Here is a 16600-nt window from a genome sequence, read left to right on the forward strand (position 1 = left end):
CACATTCATGAATACAGGCACACCGCGCTGGGGCGGTGTGGTGTCTGTGATACTCTAGCTCATATTACGCCTGAAAGGCACCCTGCTTGCGCAGAGGCAGACTTCAGCCCTGTGCAGATGCGCCATACGGGGTGATGAGAACAATTTTGCCGCTATGGTTACCCTCCTCCAGCGCCTGATGCGCCGCCGCGGCATCGGCCAGAGGATATGTTGCATGGATAAGCGGGCGGATTTGCCCTGCGGCGAGCAGAGGCCAGACGTGCTCCTGCAACTGCCGCGCAATCAGGGTCTTGGCGGTGGCATCCCGTGCACGGAGGGTACTGCCAGTTACAATCAGGCGTCTGGTCATAATGCGTGCCAGATCGGCTTTTTCCGCCTTTGCGCCACCTTGTAAGGCGATGATGACCAGTCGTCCGTCCTGCGAAAGGCTCTTGAGGTTTCGCTCAAGATAAGCACCGCCAATCATGTCGAGAATAAAGTTCACCCCTTTCCCGTCGGTCAGGGTTTTAATCTGTTCGGCAAAATCTTCTTCGCGGTAGTTGATGGCTTTGGCCCCGAGCTGTGTGCACAGGGCACATTTTTCAGCACTGCCTGCGGTGACAAAAGCCTGACCGCCAAAGGCTTTGACAAGCTGGATGGCGGTTGTGCCTATGCCACTTGCCCCGCCATGTATCAGCACCCTACTGCCAGTGGCAGGCAGGTTGGGCATGAACAGGTTGGACCAGACGGTAAAATAGGTTTCCGGCAGGGCGGCTGCCTGCACGGCCGTAAAGTCTTTTGGCCATGGCAGGCACTGGCCTGCGGGCACAAGGCAGTATTCCGCATAGCCACCGCCATTGGCCAGGGCGCACACGCGGCTTCCTATGGCTGGCATGGTCTGGCCTGCGAGCGGTGCACCACAGGCGGCAACTTCGCCAGCAATCTCCAGCCCTAGCCGGGGGTTGGCACCGGGTGGTGGCGGGTAGAGGCCCTGCCGTTGCATAAGGTCGGGTCTGTTCACCCCTGCGGCCATAACCCGCACCAGTACTTCACCCCGGCCCGGTTGCGGGATGGGGAGAGTGGCAAGGTGCAGCACGTCTGGCCCACCCGGCGCATCAAAGCATACGGCCTGTAATGTGGAGGGAACTGGGTGGGCGGACGCAGGGGTCATGATGTGCTCTTGTGCTGTGTAAGCAGGCAAGCGCATCAAGCCGCATTTTGTTTCAAACCAAAAGAGTGTGCGGCTTCACGTCTTGGATAGGCCTTGGAGCCCTGAGCTTTAAAACAGAATAAGTGTACAGAGTCCGCCAGTCAGAATCATGCTCCAGAAGGTCAGCAAAATCATGCGATGGCGGATGGTAGCCCGGGCCAGAAGCTGCATCAGGGGGTCAGGCGCAGATGTGTCTTCCTCCGCCTGTGGTGCTGGGTGCAAAGGGTGGACGGCTGTGCGCTCAGCGGTCGGTTGGTAGGGGCTATTGCTATAGCCCACCCCTACGGTACGCATCAGGCTGGTTTTAAACTGCTCCAGCTCTTCCGTGCGGTACACCAGACGGCCGTCCAGCATACGGGCGGCGGGAGCACAGCGGAGTGTGCGCAAAGCCCAGAAGGTTGTGGCACTTACCCCCAGATACCGCACGGCATCCTGCCTTGACAGAACCGGCCTGCCCGGAAAGCTGATCAGACGCCCGGTGGAAGAGCCTGCACTGTGCATAACATCTCCTTTTTCAGGGTTTCGGAAAACGTGCGGGGTAGAAAAACCGTTATGTGTGAGTCTGGCCTAGACAATAGCAGCAGGACGCCGGGGTTAGAGTGGCGGGAAGCTTTCTACCAGATCAAGGAAAATCTGGTCACTTTGTGCCATGTGGTGGGCTGCGGAGGCACCGGGGCGGGCGGGTAGCTCTCCGGGGCGTGACAGTTCATCACGTATCAGGCTCTCGAGCGCAGGCAGGCGGGTGGTGTTGCCCAGTTCATGTGTGCGGGCTTTCGCTGCAACCAGACCGTTAATGTCGTTTTTCAGGCTTTCGGAAAGGTCTGCGTGGGCCATCAATGCCTGCAAGTTCATCGGAGGTCTCTGCTCGGGTGCCAGCCGGAGGCAGCGGATGGCAAGGGCTGGGCGCAGGGCATAGAAATATTTCTTAACTGGAACCGGGCCGTCAGAAGACAACCAGCGTTCCGCAGCGTTGCGACCAAGGCTTGCGTAATGGTGGGCAAGGGCGCGGGCATCCAGTACATCGTCAGCCAGCAGGGCCAGTCGGCTAATAATCGGATGATCCGTCCTGTAGCGAATGGGCGAGCCTATCCATTCACTGATAACAGCATTGGATTTAAGCAAAAGCAGAAGCGCTTTGCGGATATCCCAGCCATTAAGGTCGATCTCCCCTTCAATCGGGGTTTCAACAACATCCCGCCCGGCCTGTAGCTTCAGGTACCAGTTGCGTGGGCGTATGTAGAGAAAGCGGATATCGTAATCGCTGTCTGGCGAAGGGAAGCCCCATGCGCGCGAGCCAGACTCAACAGCCAGAAGAATATGAATATTTTCCTGCTGTTCCAGCGCTGCCAACCGCTGCGTAATTTCGGTTCTGATAGAGGGGGCAATCGGGTCTAAAATCATGAAAACGCTTAGCCTTTGTGTTTTTCCCCAGCCAGTTCGCGGCGGGTGCGCTCCAGTTCCTCAGCGTAACGGCGCAGTACGTATCGTTCGCTCAAAAGACCCATCACCATACCGTCCTCGTTCACAACAGCTAAAGCCGGACGTGTGGTGCGTTCAAAGGAATCCAGCGCGACAGACAGGGAGGTACAGGGCGGCAACGTAATATCTCCCTCCTGCACAAGCTCCACCACAGGCGTGGTGTCATTATAGCGGCGGGAGTGGAGGGACACGTTTTCTATCACGCCCACATACCGGCGCTGCGCGTCCCGCAGCACAATATAGCGCGGGGTTGCACCGGGGTAGGCATCCCGTGCTTCTCCCACATTGGTTGTCGCGGGGAGTGTTGGCACCTCTGTGCGCATCATGCGCTCAACGGTCAGGTTACGCATCCAGCCGACATCAACGCCAGACCGAATATTTTCGCCACGTAAATGGAAACGCCATGTGGCGAAGGAATAACCAAACGTGCGCCGGACTGTCAGGGAAGACAGAATGGCGGACACCATGACAGCGCTGGTCAAGGGAAGGCTGCCGGTGGTTTCAAGCGCCAGAAAAATCATGGTCATAGGCCCACCAATGACCGCAACCGCTAATCCGCACATGCCCACTATGGCACAGACAGAGACCGGTAACGCCATGAGCGGGGACAGCACACCGGCAAATACAGCGCCCGTGAGCACGCCAAGATACAGGGAGGCAAAAAATAGCCCGCCCCGGAACCCTGACCCAATGGAAATAGCAGAGGCCAGAGCCTTCAACCCCAGTAACCCCAAAGCCAGCAGGAGAGGGGGGGTGCTCAGTAACCCGGCCCGCATGGCCATATGCCCGGAAGACAAAACGGATGGGGAAACAAGCGCCAGAAGCCCAACCAGAACACCGCCGAGCGCAGGTTTTGACCAGACAGGCAAAGGGATTTTTGTAAAGATACGTTCCGTAAGCGTTACGCCTTTCATGAGCGCAACGCCAACCAGTGCGGTAACGATACCCAACCCGGCAATGGGCAGAAAAGCGAGTGGCGGGATGCTCTCTGGCGCAGGAACCTGCACAGGCGGCAGCACCATGCCGGTTGTATGCACGACACCGAGGGCAACCACCGATGCTAACGCAATGGGGGCAAGTGCCGTAAGGGTATAAGTGCCGATAATCAGTTCAAAAGCGTAGAATGCGCCAGCCAAGGGAGCATCAAAGGCTGCCCCGATGGCTCCAGCGGCTCCGCAGCCCACAAGCAGCCGTACATCTGCCCGGTGCATGCGTAATTGTCGCCCAATGCGGGAGCCTAGTGCTGCCCCTAACTGACTAAACCCGGCTTCAAGCCCCAGAGACGCGCCGCACCCGTTTGACAATATGGTTTGGCAGGCAACCAGCGCACTATCACGGAGGGACATACGGCCTCCATGCAGGGCATTGGCTTCTACCGGGTCAACGGGCCTGAAGCGTTTGCTGCGCACCAAAGCGTAGCTGAAAAGACCAAGCAGAAGGCCCCCCAAAGAGGGAACGAGCAGCGCCCGCATAGGCTCCACAGTTGCCAGACCGGATAAGCGGCCTGTTGCGGGGGAGAGTAGATGATGGGCAAAAAGAGTGGTGCTCGTCATGATACTGACGACAGACCCGGCAAGAATGCCTGTCAGAGCGGCAAGGGCAATCAGCCACAGGCTATTGGTACGCACCAAGGCCCGCAAAGCCGCCAGAAAACGCGGCGGCGTGGTGTGGGTGCGCATATGCTCCAGCAGGCCTGTCATGGGCGCGCTGGCACGGGCATGGGAAAGGCTACGCGGTGCATCACTACACCATCATGCCTGTTCCCATCTGCCGGAGCAAAGGTATTCTTTCCTAAAAAAGCCTAGGCTGGGGGCTGTGCGGCAAGAATACGCGCCGCATCGTCAGCGCTGAGCGTGTAGTTGAAGAAGGTTTTATAAAAGTCCTGCACTTTCTGCGTCATGTTGACATCCTGAAAAAGGCTGGGGTGCAGCTGCTTTGCTGCCCACTGTATCTGGAGCAGTTCCTCAAACCCATACCGGTCCCATGCAAATACACCTTGCGGGCTGACAGCCCATTTGCCGTCCTGAAAAGCCTTAAGGGTGCGGAGGGGAGATGTGGCGTCCGGCGCGCCGCTGGATGGGTCCAGAATAATGAAATCTGGGTTCCAGGCAGCAATTTGTTCAAAGGTGGTGGGGCGATGGTTGCCGGTTACAGTGGCGGCGTTGCGGCCACCTGCGGTGGTAATCCAGCTATCAATCAGTGTGTCTGTGCCATCCACCTGCAAAGGGGTGAGTTTTGCAATATGCAGCACGCGGGGGCGTTGCGCAGCGTCAAGCGGAGCCAGACGCTCTTGAATGAACTGCAACGTATTTTCCATGCTTTTGCGATACAGGGCCCCCGTGTCCCGCGCGTAGGGGGTGCCCAGTGCCTGTGCCGTCATGTCCAGAGACCGAAGCATATCCGGCCAGGTCACATAATGTGCGTTCAGCACGGTCAGGCCTTTGTGGCGGAGGGTTTCTGCCTGCCCCTGATCGGACACAAAAACGAGATCAATCTTACGGTTCAACAGGTCTTCAGGGTCTGCCGTGTTAGGGCGTACACCTGTTTTTGCTTGAAGCAGGGCAGGAGCAATCTTGAAAAGCCATGGGCGATCTTTCGGGTTTTCCGCCGTAACCTTTATTTTGCTGGCAGCGCCTAGCATGACAAGGCTTTCATTATGGGCAAACCATAAATCGGCAATGGCTGAGGGGGCATCCGGCACTTGCACAACCGTTCCGCCCATATCCGTTACCGGGCGGGCAAAGGCGCTGGTGTTGGCCAGAGCAGCACTCAGGCCCGCCACCAACCCGAGGGCCAGACTGGCCTTGCGTGTCGTGACAGCGCGTTGACAGATACCAAGCCAGAAAGATGAATATACCCGCATAACAGGCCCCTCATGACATTATAGCCGTATAGCATAAAATATAGAGAGGGGCTGGGCAACGGGCCGTCAGGCAATAACCGTGCGGTTACGGCGCCATGTGTCTTCCAGTGCGTCTGCTGGGTCCTGATGGCTGCCACTCCATGCCCCTTCCTGCTTAGGGGAATGTGCCAGAGCTTTCCATGCACCAGTCCCTGCCTGCCGCTCCAGCGTAACAGCCCATGCCGGTGGAATACGGGTGAGCAGGCGCTCCATTTTTTGCCCGGAAGTCAGCGGTTTTGCGTAGTTATGCCCCATCTGATTTATCTCCTCACGTCCGACCTTCCAGAAGGATAAGGTCTCTCTTCAAGCTTAGTTTATATGGGGAGGTATGGGGCACAACCGCAACAGGGGCGCATTACTAAAACGGGTGATGAGTGCCGTTTTGCCAACCGGAACACGTTAGAGTGTGGCAGCATACGCTTTATTGGAACTATTTGACCTAACAGTCAGGCTGGAGCAGACCGTAGGCGTGTAGTCAGCGCACGATTCTGATTTTTAGCGTCATAAGAGTATTTAAAGAGCCTTCAGATTACTCAGTATTTTTGCAATAACGTCCGCCGCTGGTGCTGTGGCATCAACTTCAAGCGCCCGCTCATTCGCCTCGGGTGGCTCCAGAGTGTTAATCTGGCTGGGGAGCAGGCTGGCGGGCATATAATGGCCCGACCTGCCAGTTACGCGCTTGAGCAAAGTGTTGTGGTCGGTCGTGAGATGAATGAAAATGAGGTCCAGACCTGAGGCCCGCAGCACGTCACGGTAAGAGCGTTTCAGAGCCGAGCAGGTCAGGATTGCCCCGCTACCCGCCTGTGCACACTGGTCCAGCCATGCGCGGCACTGATTTAGCCAAGGTAAGCGGTCTTCATCAGTCAGCGGTATGCCAGCGGCCATTTTCTGCACATTGTGCTGGGGGTGCAAAGCATCCCCTTCCTGAAAAGGCCAGCCAAGCTCTTTGTGTAAGCCTTGAGCAATGGTGGTTTTGCCACTGCCTGAAACACCCATCACAACCAGAAGGCTTTTCCGCACATCCTGCACTGAGGGCTGGCCCGGCTGCATTTAGAGAGCGCCTTGTGTTGCCTGCTTACGTGCTGGCTCAAGAATTTTTATACCTTCAGGGCCAGCAGTGATGGTTTGGGTAGCCATGTGCAAAAACAGCCCGTGCTCAATAACCCCAACAATACCGTAAATGCTCTGGCTCAGGGTGTCCGGGTCTTCTATGGGGCCAAAAACACAATCCATGATCAGGTTTTTTTCATCTGTTAGATAAAAAGACCCGTCCCGGTGTTTACGGGGGGCCACATGAGCGCCCAGACGTGCCAGACGGGTGGCGGCACTTTCCCAGCCAAAGGGGACAACTTCCACAGGCACGGGGCAGAGCATACCCAGATGCTCTACATATTTGCTGGCATCAGCAACAATGACCAACTGCTTTGCCGCAGCCGCAACTATCTTCTCACGCAGCAATGCGCCACCGCGACCTTTGACCAGATTAAGTGTGCCCGGCTCAATTTCGTCTGCACCATCAATGGCAATATCCAGGTCAGGGTGTTCGCCAAAGCTGGTCAGGGGGATGCCTTCCTCCCGTGCCTGTGCCTCGGTGGCATCGGAGGTTGGAATTGCGCAGATACGCAGCCCTTCCTCCCGTATGCGGCGGCCCAGCTCAGCCACCACAAATGTTGCGGTGGAACCCGTCCCAAGCCCTACGGCCATACCGTCTTTTACCAGTGTGGCAGCCTGTATGGCGGCCTGTTGTTTGAACAGAGCGGCTGGGTCGAGCGGTTGGCCTGTCATGGTTCTGGTTCCTTAAAGTCTTTTTGTTCGTTTCAGGCAGAGGGGGCGGCTGCGGCATCCAGCAGCCAGCGGACCTCGCCCATAGCGGTAATCTGGCTGGCCGGGCAGGATGGGTCTTGGGCACGTACTTTGGCAACGGTCTCTTTTTTGCCAGAGCCTTCCACCAGAAACACCACATATTTGCTGGCATGAATGGCGGGATAGGTGAGCGTAATGCGTGTATAGGGTGCGACCGGGGGAATGCACGGTGCCACCCATGCCGTTTTTTCCTGCAACACCGGCTGGCCGGGGAAAAGGGAGGCCGTATGCCCATCAGCCCCAAGGCCGAGGAGGTTGACATCAAACAGAGGTTTGTCCGCCTCAAAGCGGTCAGCCCCATAAAACTGTTTCAGTTGGGCTTCATAGCTATGGGCGGCTTCTTCCGCAGTGCCTGTGCCGGCGATGGGGTAAATGTTGGCAGCGGGTATGGGGGCTTTGGAAAAAAGGAGCCGCTGCAACATGCCAAAATTACTGTCTTTATGGTCATGTGGCAAAAAGCGGTCATCACCCAGAAAGAAATGCATCCGGGTCCAAGGGAAGCGGCTGATGTACGGTTCGGTCGCCATCAGGCTGTAGAGTGCCTGCGGCGTACTGCCACCTGACAGGGCAAGCGCAAAGGGACCGCTGGTTTTGTTGAGTGCCTGCTCCAGCAACCAGTCTGCCAGATGCCGGGTTGCGGCGGTGCGGTCTGCAAATACCTCGACTGCTGCTGTACGGGTGTCATGTCCAGTCATGGTGTAGGGGTCTCCCTCTTCTCATACAAAACGCTCAAGGCAGCGCGCAGCATGCTGCCTTTGTTGGCATGTGGTTGTACGATGTCAACAGAACAGAGGCGGGAAAGTGCCGTAAAATCACTTTCTCAGCCCTCTTTCTCTCAGAGTTGTGCTCTGGAGGAGTGTTTGCTTGGCTGGCCGAAACCACACGCGCAAACAAAACCCCTTGTTGCAGGCAAGCTATGCAAGCCTTGAAAGAAACAAGGGGTGAGAGAGTTCAGCATAACAGTGTCCAGCTTGGCCTGGTGGGAAGCTGGTTTGGCGAATAGGTCGTAATTAGTCGGCTCTCGTGGCACGCGGTAAAATGACGGTTTCTATAGCCTTGGACCAGCCTTCCTGCTCATTGGTGCTGGTAATGAAATGAGCATGTGCCTTCACGGAGGCATCAGCCTGCCCCATGGCAATGGTCAGTCCGGCAGCCTTGAACATTGGCAGGTCATTATTCATGTCCCCAATGCACGCTACTTCCTGCGGGGAAATACCGTAAAAATCTGCCAGCTGGCGCAAAGCATAGCCTTTGTTGGCATTAAGCGGGGTGATGTCCAGATACCACTGGGCAGAGCGTGCAACGCTGGCGCGCCCGTCCAATAAAGCCCCGATTTCCATTTCCTGCCGGGTCAGGGCTTCGTAGTCAGCCGTTGATCCTGTTATTTTGCCAACACCATCCAAGTAATTGTCAAAGGATGGCACAACGGTGGGGTCCTGCCGCAGGGCGCGGCGCTCTGGCTCAACATAGGCCTCGCCAATATCCGTGATCAGCCAGTCCCGACCGCGGAACAGCCAGGCGTCAATATCATGAACCTTTAGCATATCCAGCGTGTCACGCATCACATCCGGCGTCAGGCTAAGCTGGGAACGTATGGAGTGATCGGGGTTGAAAATGCTGCCGCCATTCAGGGCACCGTAAGGAGTGTCCAGTTTCGTGGCCTCAAGATACATCTCGATACCGGAAGCGGGGCGACTACTGACCAGACACACCGGCACACCAGCCTGCCGCAGAGCGTCAATGGCGGCCAGAGTGTGGTGGGTAACCTGTTTTTCGGGGGTGAGGAGCGTGCCGTCCATGTCGGACACAACCAGCTTGATTTTTGAAGCTGGAGCCGGGAGTGCAGCCAGAGTGGCGCTTTCGTTAACCATCATGAGGGCTGTACGCTCCTAAAAATCTGTAAGGGGTAGCCTGCCGCCTTGCATCTGCATTCGGCAGGCTACCCATGTTTCATGTAACATGAGGTTACATGAAACGTGGCCTTATACCAAAGGTTTACTCTTTGCTTTCAATGTGGCCACCAAAGCCATACCGCATGGCGGAGAGCACTTTTTCAGCATATGTGTTGTCAGAGCGGGAGCGGAAGCGTGTGAACAGCGCAGCCGTCATGACGGGTACAGGCACAGCTTCTTCAATGGCGGCCTCAATGGTCCAGCGCCCTTCACCGGAGTCATTAACTTCCCCCGAAAACTCGGACAGGTCGCCATTTTTGGTCATGGCCTGAGCTGTCAGGTCCAGCAGCCAGGATGAAACCACACTGCCACGGCGCCAAACTTCGGCAATATCCGCCATGTTCAGGGAGAAGCGTTCTTCTTCTGCCAGCAGAGGGGAGTCCTTGCGGTACATCACGTCAAAGCCTTCCGCGAAGGCCTGCATCATGCCGTATTCAATGCCGTTATGAACCATTTTAACAAAATGGCCTGACCCGGCAGGGCCGCAATACAGGTAGCCCTGCTCCGCACGGGGGTCCAGATCCTTGCCTGTGTCACGCCCCGGTGTACGGGGAATGTCGCCCATGCCGGGGGCCAAAGCCGCCAGAATAGGGTCTATATGCTCAGCAGCGGCTTTTGTGCCGCCGTACATCATGCAGTAGCCGCGCTCCAGCCCCCAGACCCCGCCTGATGTACCGACATCAACGTAATCAATGCCTTTTTCAGCCAGAAGTTTGGCGCGGCGGATATCGTCTTTGTAGTAGGTGTTGCCGCCGTCAATAACGATGTCACCAGCCTGCATCAGCCCTGCCAGAGACATCACGGTTTCTTCCGTAATGTTGCCCGCAGGCAGCATGGACCAGACAATCTTTTTAGGGCCAGACAGTTTGGCAACAACGTCTGCCAGACTGGTGGCGCCTGTTGCGCGGCCAGACTCTGCGCGTTCAACAACTTTGGTCACGGCAGCGCTGTCGCGGTCATAGACCACCACATCGTGCCCATGTCGTGTCAGGCGGACGGCAATATTGCCGCCCATTCTACCAAGCCCGACGATGCCGATCTGCATCTTATTATCCTTCTTGTCTGGTTATCACACTGCGGCGTGTATGGCCTGAGCCAGAGCAGCAAGCCCGGCTTTCAGCTCACCGCGAATGTGCACGCGCAGGGCGCGGCGGCCACGTTCGGCCAGTACGTCAAAGTCTCCGCGTGCCTGTGCGGCCTTCACTACCCCGAAGGAGTAGTTGGCACCCGGCACAGGCAGGTCGTGCGCATCATCTGCCGTAATTTGCAGGAAAACACCACTATCCGGACCGCCCTTATAGGCCTGACCTGTGGAGTGGAGGAAGCGCGGCCCAAATTCCGCTGCCGTGGCAATGGTTTTGGCATCCCGAATTTTCAGGCGGGTATGTTGGATCCATTCGCGGGTTGCGGTATCGCGCTCAATATAGGCCAGCAGGCCTACATAATCGCCGGCTTTAACACGGTCAAAATGCGCCTTGAGCACAGCTTCAGCGCTATCCCCTTTCAGAGCCGCAGCGTTTTTCTTGTCTGCAAAAAATGCAAACGGGCCAAATTCCGCAAAAGGAGTTTCCGCTGGCAGGCTACCGGTTGTGTTGTAGGCGTCCGTCAGTTTGCGGGTTTCGATCTTGCTGGCTTCAACGTCAGGCTGATCAAACGGGTCAATCCCAAGGAAGGCACCAGCTACGGCAGTTGCCAGTTCCCAGCGGAAGAATTCCTGCGCAATCTGGCGTGTGGTGTGCAGCGTAATGGTCACGACAGGCTGGCCAGCCTCAATGAGTGTGGAAACAGCTTCATCCTGCTCGTGCCGATGTTCAGGAGCCAGACGCAGGTAAACGAACAGACGGTCCGCGCCATAGCGCTTAGGCCCACCCAGCGTTTCATCATCAATCGGGATGATGCCTTTGCCGTGCTTGCCTGTGGATTCCGCCACAAGCTGCTCCATCCAGGCACCAAAGTCGGCAATCTGGGGAGTGGCAATAACAGTCAGTTTGTCACGGCCGAACTGGGTGGCTGCAACGCCCATGATGGTGCCCAGCAGAACGGCAGGGTTTTCTGCTGGCGGTACACTGGCATCCGCAGCCCGAACGCCACGCAGGGCATCTTCAAGGAAGGGCTTGAGGGCAATGCCAGAGGCAGCAGCAGGGACCAGACCAAAGTTGGACAGAACGGAGAAGCGGCCACCAATTTCAGGTTCGCCAGCAAAAATTTTCCAGAAACCGCTCTTTTTAGCGTGGGCTTCCAGCTTGGAGCCGGGGTCCGTAATGGCCACAAAATGAGAGCCAGCTTGCTCGCCCAGCGCCTTTTGCGCGAGGTCATGGAAATAGGCCAGCATGATGTTTGGCTCAAGTGTGCCGCCAGATTTTGACGCCACGATAAAGAGCGTGTGTGCCGGGTCTATCTTCTTGGCGTAAGTTGCAACCTGCTGTGGGTCCGTGCTGTCCAGCACATACAGGTGGCCAAAGCCTTCATGCTTGCCAAAGGTTTCTGCCAGCACTTCCGGGCCAAGGCTGGACCCCCCCATGCCCATAAGCAGAACCTGCTTGAAGCCACGGGCTTTGACGTCTGCCTGAAAGCTTTCAAGCTCGGCCAGATGGGTCATACGGTCGTCAACGATGTCCAGCCATTTTAGCCATTTGGCTTCTGGCCCATTGGTCCAGACAGAGGCATCTTTTGCCCAGAGTTTACGGATGGTGCCGACTTTACGCCATTCTTCCAGCCCTTTCTGGACGGCAGCGTCAAGGTCTGCAGGCAGGGCGGTTTTGGTGCTGGTCAGCTTGTTGCCCAGCAGTGCTGTCTGTTTCGCGGCAACGGACCCAAGCAGTGTATCAAAGGCCTGCTCAAACGAGGTAACACCCTCGTCCAGCAATATGTTGGTAACACCCTCAAGGTTCAGGCCAAGGCGTTCTGCTTCAGCCAGAACATGACGGGCTTCGTCCACACCGGCAGTCAGGGTTTCAGCAACTGTACCGTGGTCACGGAACGCATCCAGCGTTGCGGGGGGCACCGTGTTGACGGTGTGTGGGCCAATCAGGCTGTCAACATACAGCACATCGCTATAGGCTTTGTCCTTGGTGCCGGTGGAGGCCCAAAGCAGGCGCTGGGGCTGTGCACCTGCGGCTTCAAGGGCTTTCCAGCGGGGGGTCTGAATAACGTCCTGCCAATAAACATAAGCCAGCTTGGCATTGGCAATGGCCACCTTGCCCCGCACGGCGGCAAGGGCTTTTGCGTCCTTGTCACCAGCCTGGATGCGACGGTCAATTTCAGCGTCAATTTTGCCATCTATGCGGCTGACGAAAAAAGAGGCCACGGACGCAACGCGGGAGAGGTCACCGCCTTTTTTGTGCAGGTCTTCCAACCCGGACAGCCACGCTTCCACCACCGCTTTGTAGGCGGAGAGCGCAAAAATCAGCGTGACGTTGACGTTAATGCCCGCAGCAAGGGTCTGGCGGATGGCGGGAATGCTTTCCGGTGTGGCCGGAATTTTAATCATCAGGTTAGGTTCGGCTACATCGGCCCACAGGCGTGCTGCCTCGTGTGCCGTGCCTTTTTCGTCCCGCGCCAGATAGGGAGAAACTTCAAGGCTTACGAAGCCGTCTTTTGCATCGGTGGCCTTGTACACAGGGGCCAGAACATGAGCGGCTTTTTGAATGTCATGCACCGCCAGTTTTTCATACAGCGTGCCGGGGGATACAATTTCATGCGCCAGAATGGACGTCATCTGTGCGTCATATTCAGTGCCTTCACCCATGGCTTTCTGAAAAATGGCGGGGTTGGAGGTCACGCCGCGTACGTCATCTTCCGCAACAAGGCGTGCCAGAGACCCATCTTCAACAAAGGAGCGACGAATGAAATCAAGCCACGGAGACTGCTGGACTGAAGCAAGAGCCTGTACCGGGTTAGCCCCTTTGCTGTGTGACGCGGTCATACATGATGTCCTTTTTAGTGTGGAGCCGCCCCGGAGTAAGGGGCGGCTGTGCTCTATTAGGGTAAGTGCAAAAACAACCAGTGAGATACCGTACCGTAAACTCAGCCAGCCTGGCGGCGGGCTGCTTCCAGTACGGCTTCTGGTGTAAAGCCAAATTTTGTCATCAGCTTGGCTGCTGGCGCAGAGGCACCAAAACCACGCATGGCAATAATGTCGCCTGTCAGGCCAGCATAGCGGTCCCAGCCAATGGCGGAGGCAGCTTCAATAACAACACGGCCTGTAATGGCAGGGGGCAGCACATTGTCACGGTAGGACTGGGGCTGTGCTTCAAACAGTTCCCAACTTGGCATGGACACAACGCGGGCGGGAATGCCGTCAGCGCTCAGGGCTTCGTAAGCGGAGACAGCCAGAGACAGTTCACTGCCGGAGGCAATGAGGATAACCTTGGGGGTCTCTTTGCTATCTGCCAGAACGTAGGCCCCTTTTGCCACGCCAGATGCAGGAGCATAGCGGTTGCGGTCCAGCGTAGGCAGGTTCTGGCGGCTGAGCGCCAGTGCTACAGGGCCGTCCTGCTTGGCAATAAGGAAGCGCCACGCTTCAGCAACTTCGTTGGCGTCACCGGGGCGTATGGTTGTCATGCCCGGTGTGGCCCGCAACTGCACCAGCTGTTCGATTGGCTGATGGGTTGGGCCGTCTTCACCTACGCCAATGGAGTCATGCGTAAAGATGTACGTTACTGGCTGCTGCATAAGGGCTGCCAGACGGATGGGCGCCTTCATGTAATCAGAAAAGATCAGGAAGCCAGCGCAGAATGGGCGTAGGCCATACAGCGCCATGCCGTTAACAATGGCCCCCATGGCGTGTTCGCGCACACCAAAGTGGAAGTTACGACCAGCGTAAGAGCCGTTCCATTCCTTCGGCTGGAAGCTTTCTTCGCCTTTCAGCAGGGTTTTGGTGGACGGGGCAAGGTCAGCAGAGCCGCCCAGAAGCCAAGGCAACTTGCTGGCGACCGCATTCAGCACTTCACCTGAGCTTGCGCGGGACGCAATGCCTTTTTCGCTGGCTTCATAGGTCGGGATAGCTGAATCCCAACCTTCTGGCAGCGTGCCACTGAATATGGCGTCCAGTTCAGCCGCCTGCTCAGGGTACTGCGCCCGGTAGGATGCAAACAGCTTTTCCCACTCAGCACGGGCTTTGGCGCCGCGGGCACCAAGGCCGTCCTGCATGTGGGCCTGTACGCCTTCCGGCACATAAAAGCTTTTGTCTTCCGGCCAGCCATAGGCTTTTTTGGTGGCCTGAATTTCAGCATCGCCCAAAGGTTCACCGTGGGCGGCAGCAGTGCCAGCCTTGGTGGGTGCACCCCACGCAATCACGGAACGGACCAGAATAAAGGTGGGGCGTGTTGTGTCCGCCTTGGCCTGAGCCAGAAGGTCTTTCAGGGCTGCTGTGTCGTTGGCATCTGCCAGTTCCAGCACCTGCCAGCCATAGGCAGCAAAACGCTCGGCCACGTTTTCTGTCAGGGCAATATCGGTGGAACCTTCAATGGAGATGCGGTTTGCATCATACATCCAGACAAGGTTGCCCAGTTTGAGGTGCCCGGCGGTAGAGGCAGCTTCACCAGAGATACCTTCCATCATGTCACCGTCCCCGCACAGGGTGTAAACATGGTGGTTGAACAGCTCAAAACCCGGTTTGTTGTAGCGTGCGGCTAGCCATTTTTCGGCCATGGCCATGCCTACTGAATTGCCACAGCCCTGACCCAGTGGGCCGGTTGTGGTTTCAACGCCTGTGGTGTGCCCATATTCCGGGTGGCCGGGGGTTTTGGAGTCAAACTGGCGGAACTGCTGGAGGTCTTCCAGTGTCAGGGCAGGAGCGTTTGTCACCTTGCCCTGTGTAACCTGACGCACACCAGCCAGATAAATCAGGGAATAGATCAGCATGGAGGCATGACCGATGGACAGCACAAACCGGTCACGATTAGGCCAGAGCGGGTCTGCCGGGTCGTAATTCAGCACATCCTGCCACAGCGTATAGGCAACCGGTGCCAGCGCCATGGCGGTGCCGGGGTGGCCGGAGTTGGCTTTCTGCACGCCATCCATGGAAAGGGTGCGGATGGTATTGATACACAGGGTATCGAGAGTGGCCGTCCCGCCAGCTTCCGCACCGTGCGGTGCGCGGAGAGGGGTGGGAAATAAGGCGCGCATACTGACCTGTCCTCCAAAATGGGCGTTAAGTGGCCCGCAAAAATAGCCAAAGGCACGGCAAACAGGGCTGTTTTTGCCCAAATACCCTGTAAGCTCCGCCGCAAGCGCACAATCACACGCTCAGGGACTACTCGGCAAGAGAAGACGGCGCCGCAGGCGCGGGATCTTTTATAACAAGGGCATAATGCTGCCATCAGCCTTTGTCCCGCAGCACTCCCGTCCTGCCCTTAGGCCTTTATAATGTGTTTGTGGTCATACGAACGTTTGGTGGCGGGAAGGGAGCGTAATCCACCCTTTCACATACCCGTGATGTGGTTCCCTGGCGGACATGTTGCCTGTGGTCGGCTGGAAAAGAGAGAAACGCTGCACAGTCTGCTGCGTTTGCGCTATGACAGACATAACGGGACGAGGAGGGCGCAGACTAAGCCCCATAGACCGTGCCGTGCCAGTAACCCACCAGATGCCCGGAGTGTGGCCCTATGACAGTAAACCCCAATCAGGACACAACACAGGCACCTGCTGGCGATTTTACGCCACAGCAGATTGAAGCCTTGTTCATGAATGCCGCCCGTGACGGGGAGGCAGATCTACTCACCAGTTTTCTGGAAGCAGGAATGAGCCCGGATCTGCGCGCTGAAAAAGGTTATACCCCCCTCATTCTGGCCTCTTATAATGGGCATGTTGAAGCCGTTGCTACCTTGCTGAAGCATGGCGCAAACCCGGATTTGCAGGATGATAAAGGGGCTACTGCTCTGGCCGGGGTGGCTTTTAAGGGCTTCCTGCCCATCGCGCATGTTCTGCTGGAAGCTGGGGCAGGGGTGGATGTCGCCAATGGCGTAGGCCGCACCCCGCTTATGTTTGCTGTCATGTTCGGGCGTGATGATATGGCACGCTTTCTTCTTAAAGCCGGTGCCAATCCCACCCGGCGGGATGGAGAGGGGCTGAGTGCGCTTGATCTGGCACAGCGCCAAGGCAACACGGTTTTAGCGGCCGCCATGCAGGATATGGCCGCAAGCTGAAGGCGGCCAGTCAGAAATATAGACTCAAGGGTGGCTGGGCTTTTTCCGACTAGTGCCTTACGCTAAG

General features: G+C 57.0%; 14 protein-coding genes. 1 reads left to right on the forward strand and 13 read right to left on the reverse strand.

From position 1 onward, the window contains the following. Positions 1–103: 103 nt before the first annotated feature. The 13 genes from Abci_RS06780 to tkt form a co-directional block, all read right to left on the reverse strand. Entirely contained in the window at positions 104–1150 is a 1047-nt protein-coding gene (locus Abci_RS06780) for an NAD(P)H-quinone oxidoreductase (protein ID WP_048838554.1), read from the reverse strand. 108 nt (positions 1151–1258) lie between these two features. Next, positions 1259–1690, reverse strand: coding sequence for a hypothetical protein (locus Abci_RS06785; protein WP_048838390.1), 432 nt, complete (start codon positions 1688–1690; stop codon positions 1259–1261). Positions 1691–1783: 93 nt separating this feature from the next. Then, complete coding sequence (locus tag Abci_RS06790; protein ID WP_048838391.1) at positions 1784–2590, reverse strand: nucleotidyltransferase domain-containing protein; 807 nt, start codon at positions 2588–2590, stop codon at positions 1784–1786. An 8-nt stretch (positions 2591–2598) separates the two neighbouring features. Continuing rightward, positions 2599–4368 carry a chloride channel protein gene (locus Abci_RS06795; protein WP_048838392.1) on the reverse strand — a complete coding sequence of 590 codons (1770 nt, stop codon included), beginning with the start codon at positions 4366–4368 and terminating at the stop codon, positions 2599–2601. Between the two features lie 101 nt (positions 4369–4469). Beyond that, positions 4470–5531 carry an ABC transporter substrate-binding protein gene (locus tag Abci_RS06800; RefSeq protein ID WP_048838393.1) on the reverse strand — a complete coding sequence of 354 codons (1062 nt, stop codon included), beginning with the start codon at positions 5529–5531 and terminating at the stop codon, positions 4470–4472. Between the two features lie 66 nt (positions 5532–5597). Next, on the reverse strand, positions 5598–5825 hold the full coding sequence (locus tag Abci_RS06805; RefSeq protein WP_048838394.1) for a hypothetical protein: 228 nt from the start codon (positions 5823–5825) through the stop codon (positions 5598–5600). A gap of 258 nt (positions 5826–6083) precedes the next feature. Beyond that, positions 6084–6620 (reverse strand): gluconokinase, encoded by a 537-nt coding sequence (locus tag Abci_RS06810; RefSeq protein ID WP_048838395.1) that lies wholly within the window; start codon positions 6618–6620, stop codon positions 6084–6086. Further along, positions 6621–7355, reverse strand: a complete 735-nt coding sequence (gene rpiA / locus Abci_RS06815; RefSeq protein WP_048838396.1) for a ribose-5-phosphate isomerase RpiA — start codon at positions 7353–7355, stop codon at positions 6621–6623. 32 nt (positions 7356–7387) lie between these two features. Beyond that, entirely contained in the window at positions 7388–8128 is a 741-nt protein-coding gene (gene pgl, locus Abci_RS06820; protein ID WP_048838397.1) for a 6-phosphogluconolactonase, read from the reverse strand. A 315-nt stretch (positions 8129–8443) separates the two neighbouring features. Next, complete coding sequence (locus Abci_RS06825; RefSeq protein WP_048838398.1) at positions 8444–9307, reverse strand: Cof-type HAD-IIB family hydrolase; 864 nt, start codon at positions 9305–9307, stop codon at positions 8444–8446. A 121-nt stretch (positions 9308–9428) separates the two neighbouring features. After that, positions 9429–10430: a phosphogluconate dehydrogenase (NAD(+)-dependent, decarboxylating) gene (gene gnd, locus Abci_RS06830; protein ID WP_048838399.1), complete on the reverse strand. Its 1002-nt coding sequence runs from the start codon at positions 10428–10430 to the stop codon at positions 9429–9431. 24 nt (positions 10431–10454) lie between these two features. Further along, positions 10455–13310 carry a bifunctional transaldolase/phosoglucose isomerase gene (locus Abci_RS06835; protein WP_048838400.1) on the reverse strand — a complete coding sequence of 952 codons (2856 nt, stop codon included), beginning with the start codon at positions 13308–13310 and terminating at the stop codon, positions 10455–10457. Positions 13311–13411: 101 nt separating this feature from the next. Further along, positions 13412–15514, reverse strand: coding sequence for a transketolase (tkt, locus tag Abci_RS06840; RefSeq protein WP_048838401.1), 2103 nt, complete (start codon positions 15512–15514; stop codon positions 13412–13414). Positions 15515–15993: 479 nt separating this feature from the next. Here tkt and Abci_RS06845 point away from each other — a divergent pair, with 479 nt between their 5' ends. Further along, the gene (locus tag Abci_RS06845) at positions 15994–16533 is read left to right on the forward strand and encodes an ankyrin repeat domain-containing protein (RefSeq protein WP_048838402.1); all 540 of its coding nucleotides are present in this window, start codon (positions 15994–15996) and stop codon (positions 16531–16533) included. Positions 16534–16600 lie beyond the last annotated feature (67 nt).

This window comes from Acetobacter cibinongensis (assembly GCF_000963925.1).
Taxonomy (GTDB): domain Bacteria; phylum Pseudomonadota; class Alphaproteobacteria; order Acetobacterales; family Acetobacteraceae; genus Acetobacter; species Acetobacter cibinongensis.

What these genes read in the sequence shown, in the direction of transcription:
- Abci_RS06780 (WP_048838554.1), bottom strand. Translation starts at nt 1,150, where the DNA reads ATGACCCCTGCGTCCGCCCACCCAGTTCCCTCCACATTACAGGCCGTA.
- Abci_RS06785 (WP_048838390.1), bottom strand. Translation starts at nt 1,690, where the DNA reads ATGCACAGTGCAGGCTCTTCCACCGGGCGTCTGATCAGCTTTCCGGGC.
- Abci_RS06790 (WP_048838391.1), bottom strand. Translation starts at nt 2,590, where the DNA reads ATGATTTTAGACCCGATTGCCCCCTCTATCAGAACCGAAATTACGCAG.
- Abci_RS06795 (WP_048838392.1), bottom strand. Translation starts at nt 4,368, where the DNA reads ATGACAGGCCTGCTGGAGCATATGCGCACCCACACCACGCCGCCGCGT.
- Abci_RS06800 (WP_048838393.1), bottom strand. Translation starts at nt 5,531, where the DNA reads ATGCGGGTATATTCATCTTTCTGGCTTGGTATCTGTCAACGCGCTGTC.
- Abci_RS06805 (WP_048838394.1), bottom strand. Translation starts at nt 5,825, where the DNA reads ATGGGGCATAACTACGCAAAACCGCTGACTTCCGGGCAAAAAATGGAG.
- Abci_RS06810 (WP_048838395.1), bottom strand. Translation starts at nt 6,620, where the DNA reads ATGCAGCCGGGCCAGCCCTCAGTGCAGGATGTGCGGAAAAGCCTTCTG.
- rpiA (WP_048838396.1), bottom strand. Translation starts at nt 7,355, where the DNA reads ATGACAGGCCAACCGCTCGACCCAGCCGCTCTGTTCAAACAACAGGCC.
- pgl (WP_048838397.1), bottom strand. Translation starts at nt 8,128, where the DNA reads ATGACTGGACATGACACCCGTACAGCAGCAGTCGAGGTATTTGCAGAC.
- Abci_RS06825 (WP_048838398.1), bottom strand. Translation starts at nt 9,307, where the DNA reads ATGATGGTTAACGAAAGCGCCACTCTGGCTGCACTCCCGGCTCCAGCT.
- gnd (WP_048838399.1), bottom strand. Translation starts at nt 10,430, where the DNA reads ATGCAGATCGGCATCGTCGGGCTTGGTAGAATGGGCGGCAATATTGCC.
- Abci_RS06835 (WP_048838400.1), bottom strand. Translation starts at nt 13,310, where the DNA reads ATGACCGCGTCACACAGCAAAGGGGCTAACCCGGTACAGGCTCTTGCT.
- tkt (WP_048838401.1), bottom strand. Translation starts at nt 15,514, where the DNA reads ATGCGCGCCTTATTTCCCACCCCTCTCCGCGCACCGCACGGTGCGGAA.
- Abci_RS06845 (WP_048838402.1), top strand. Translation starts at nt 15,994, where the DNA reads ATGACAGTAAACCCCAATCAGGACACAACACAGGCACCTGCTGGCGAT.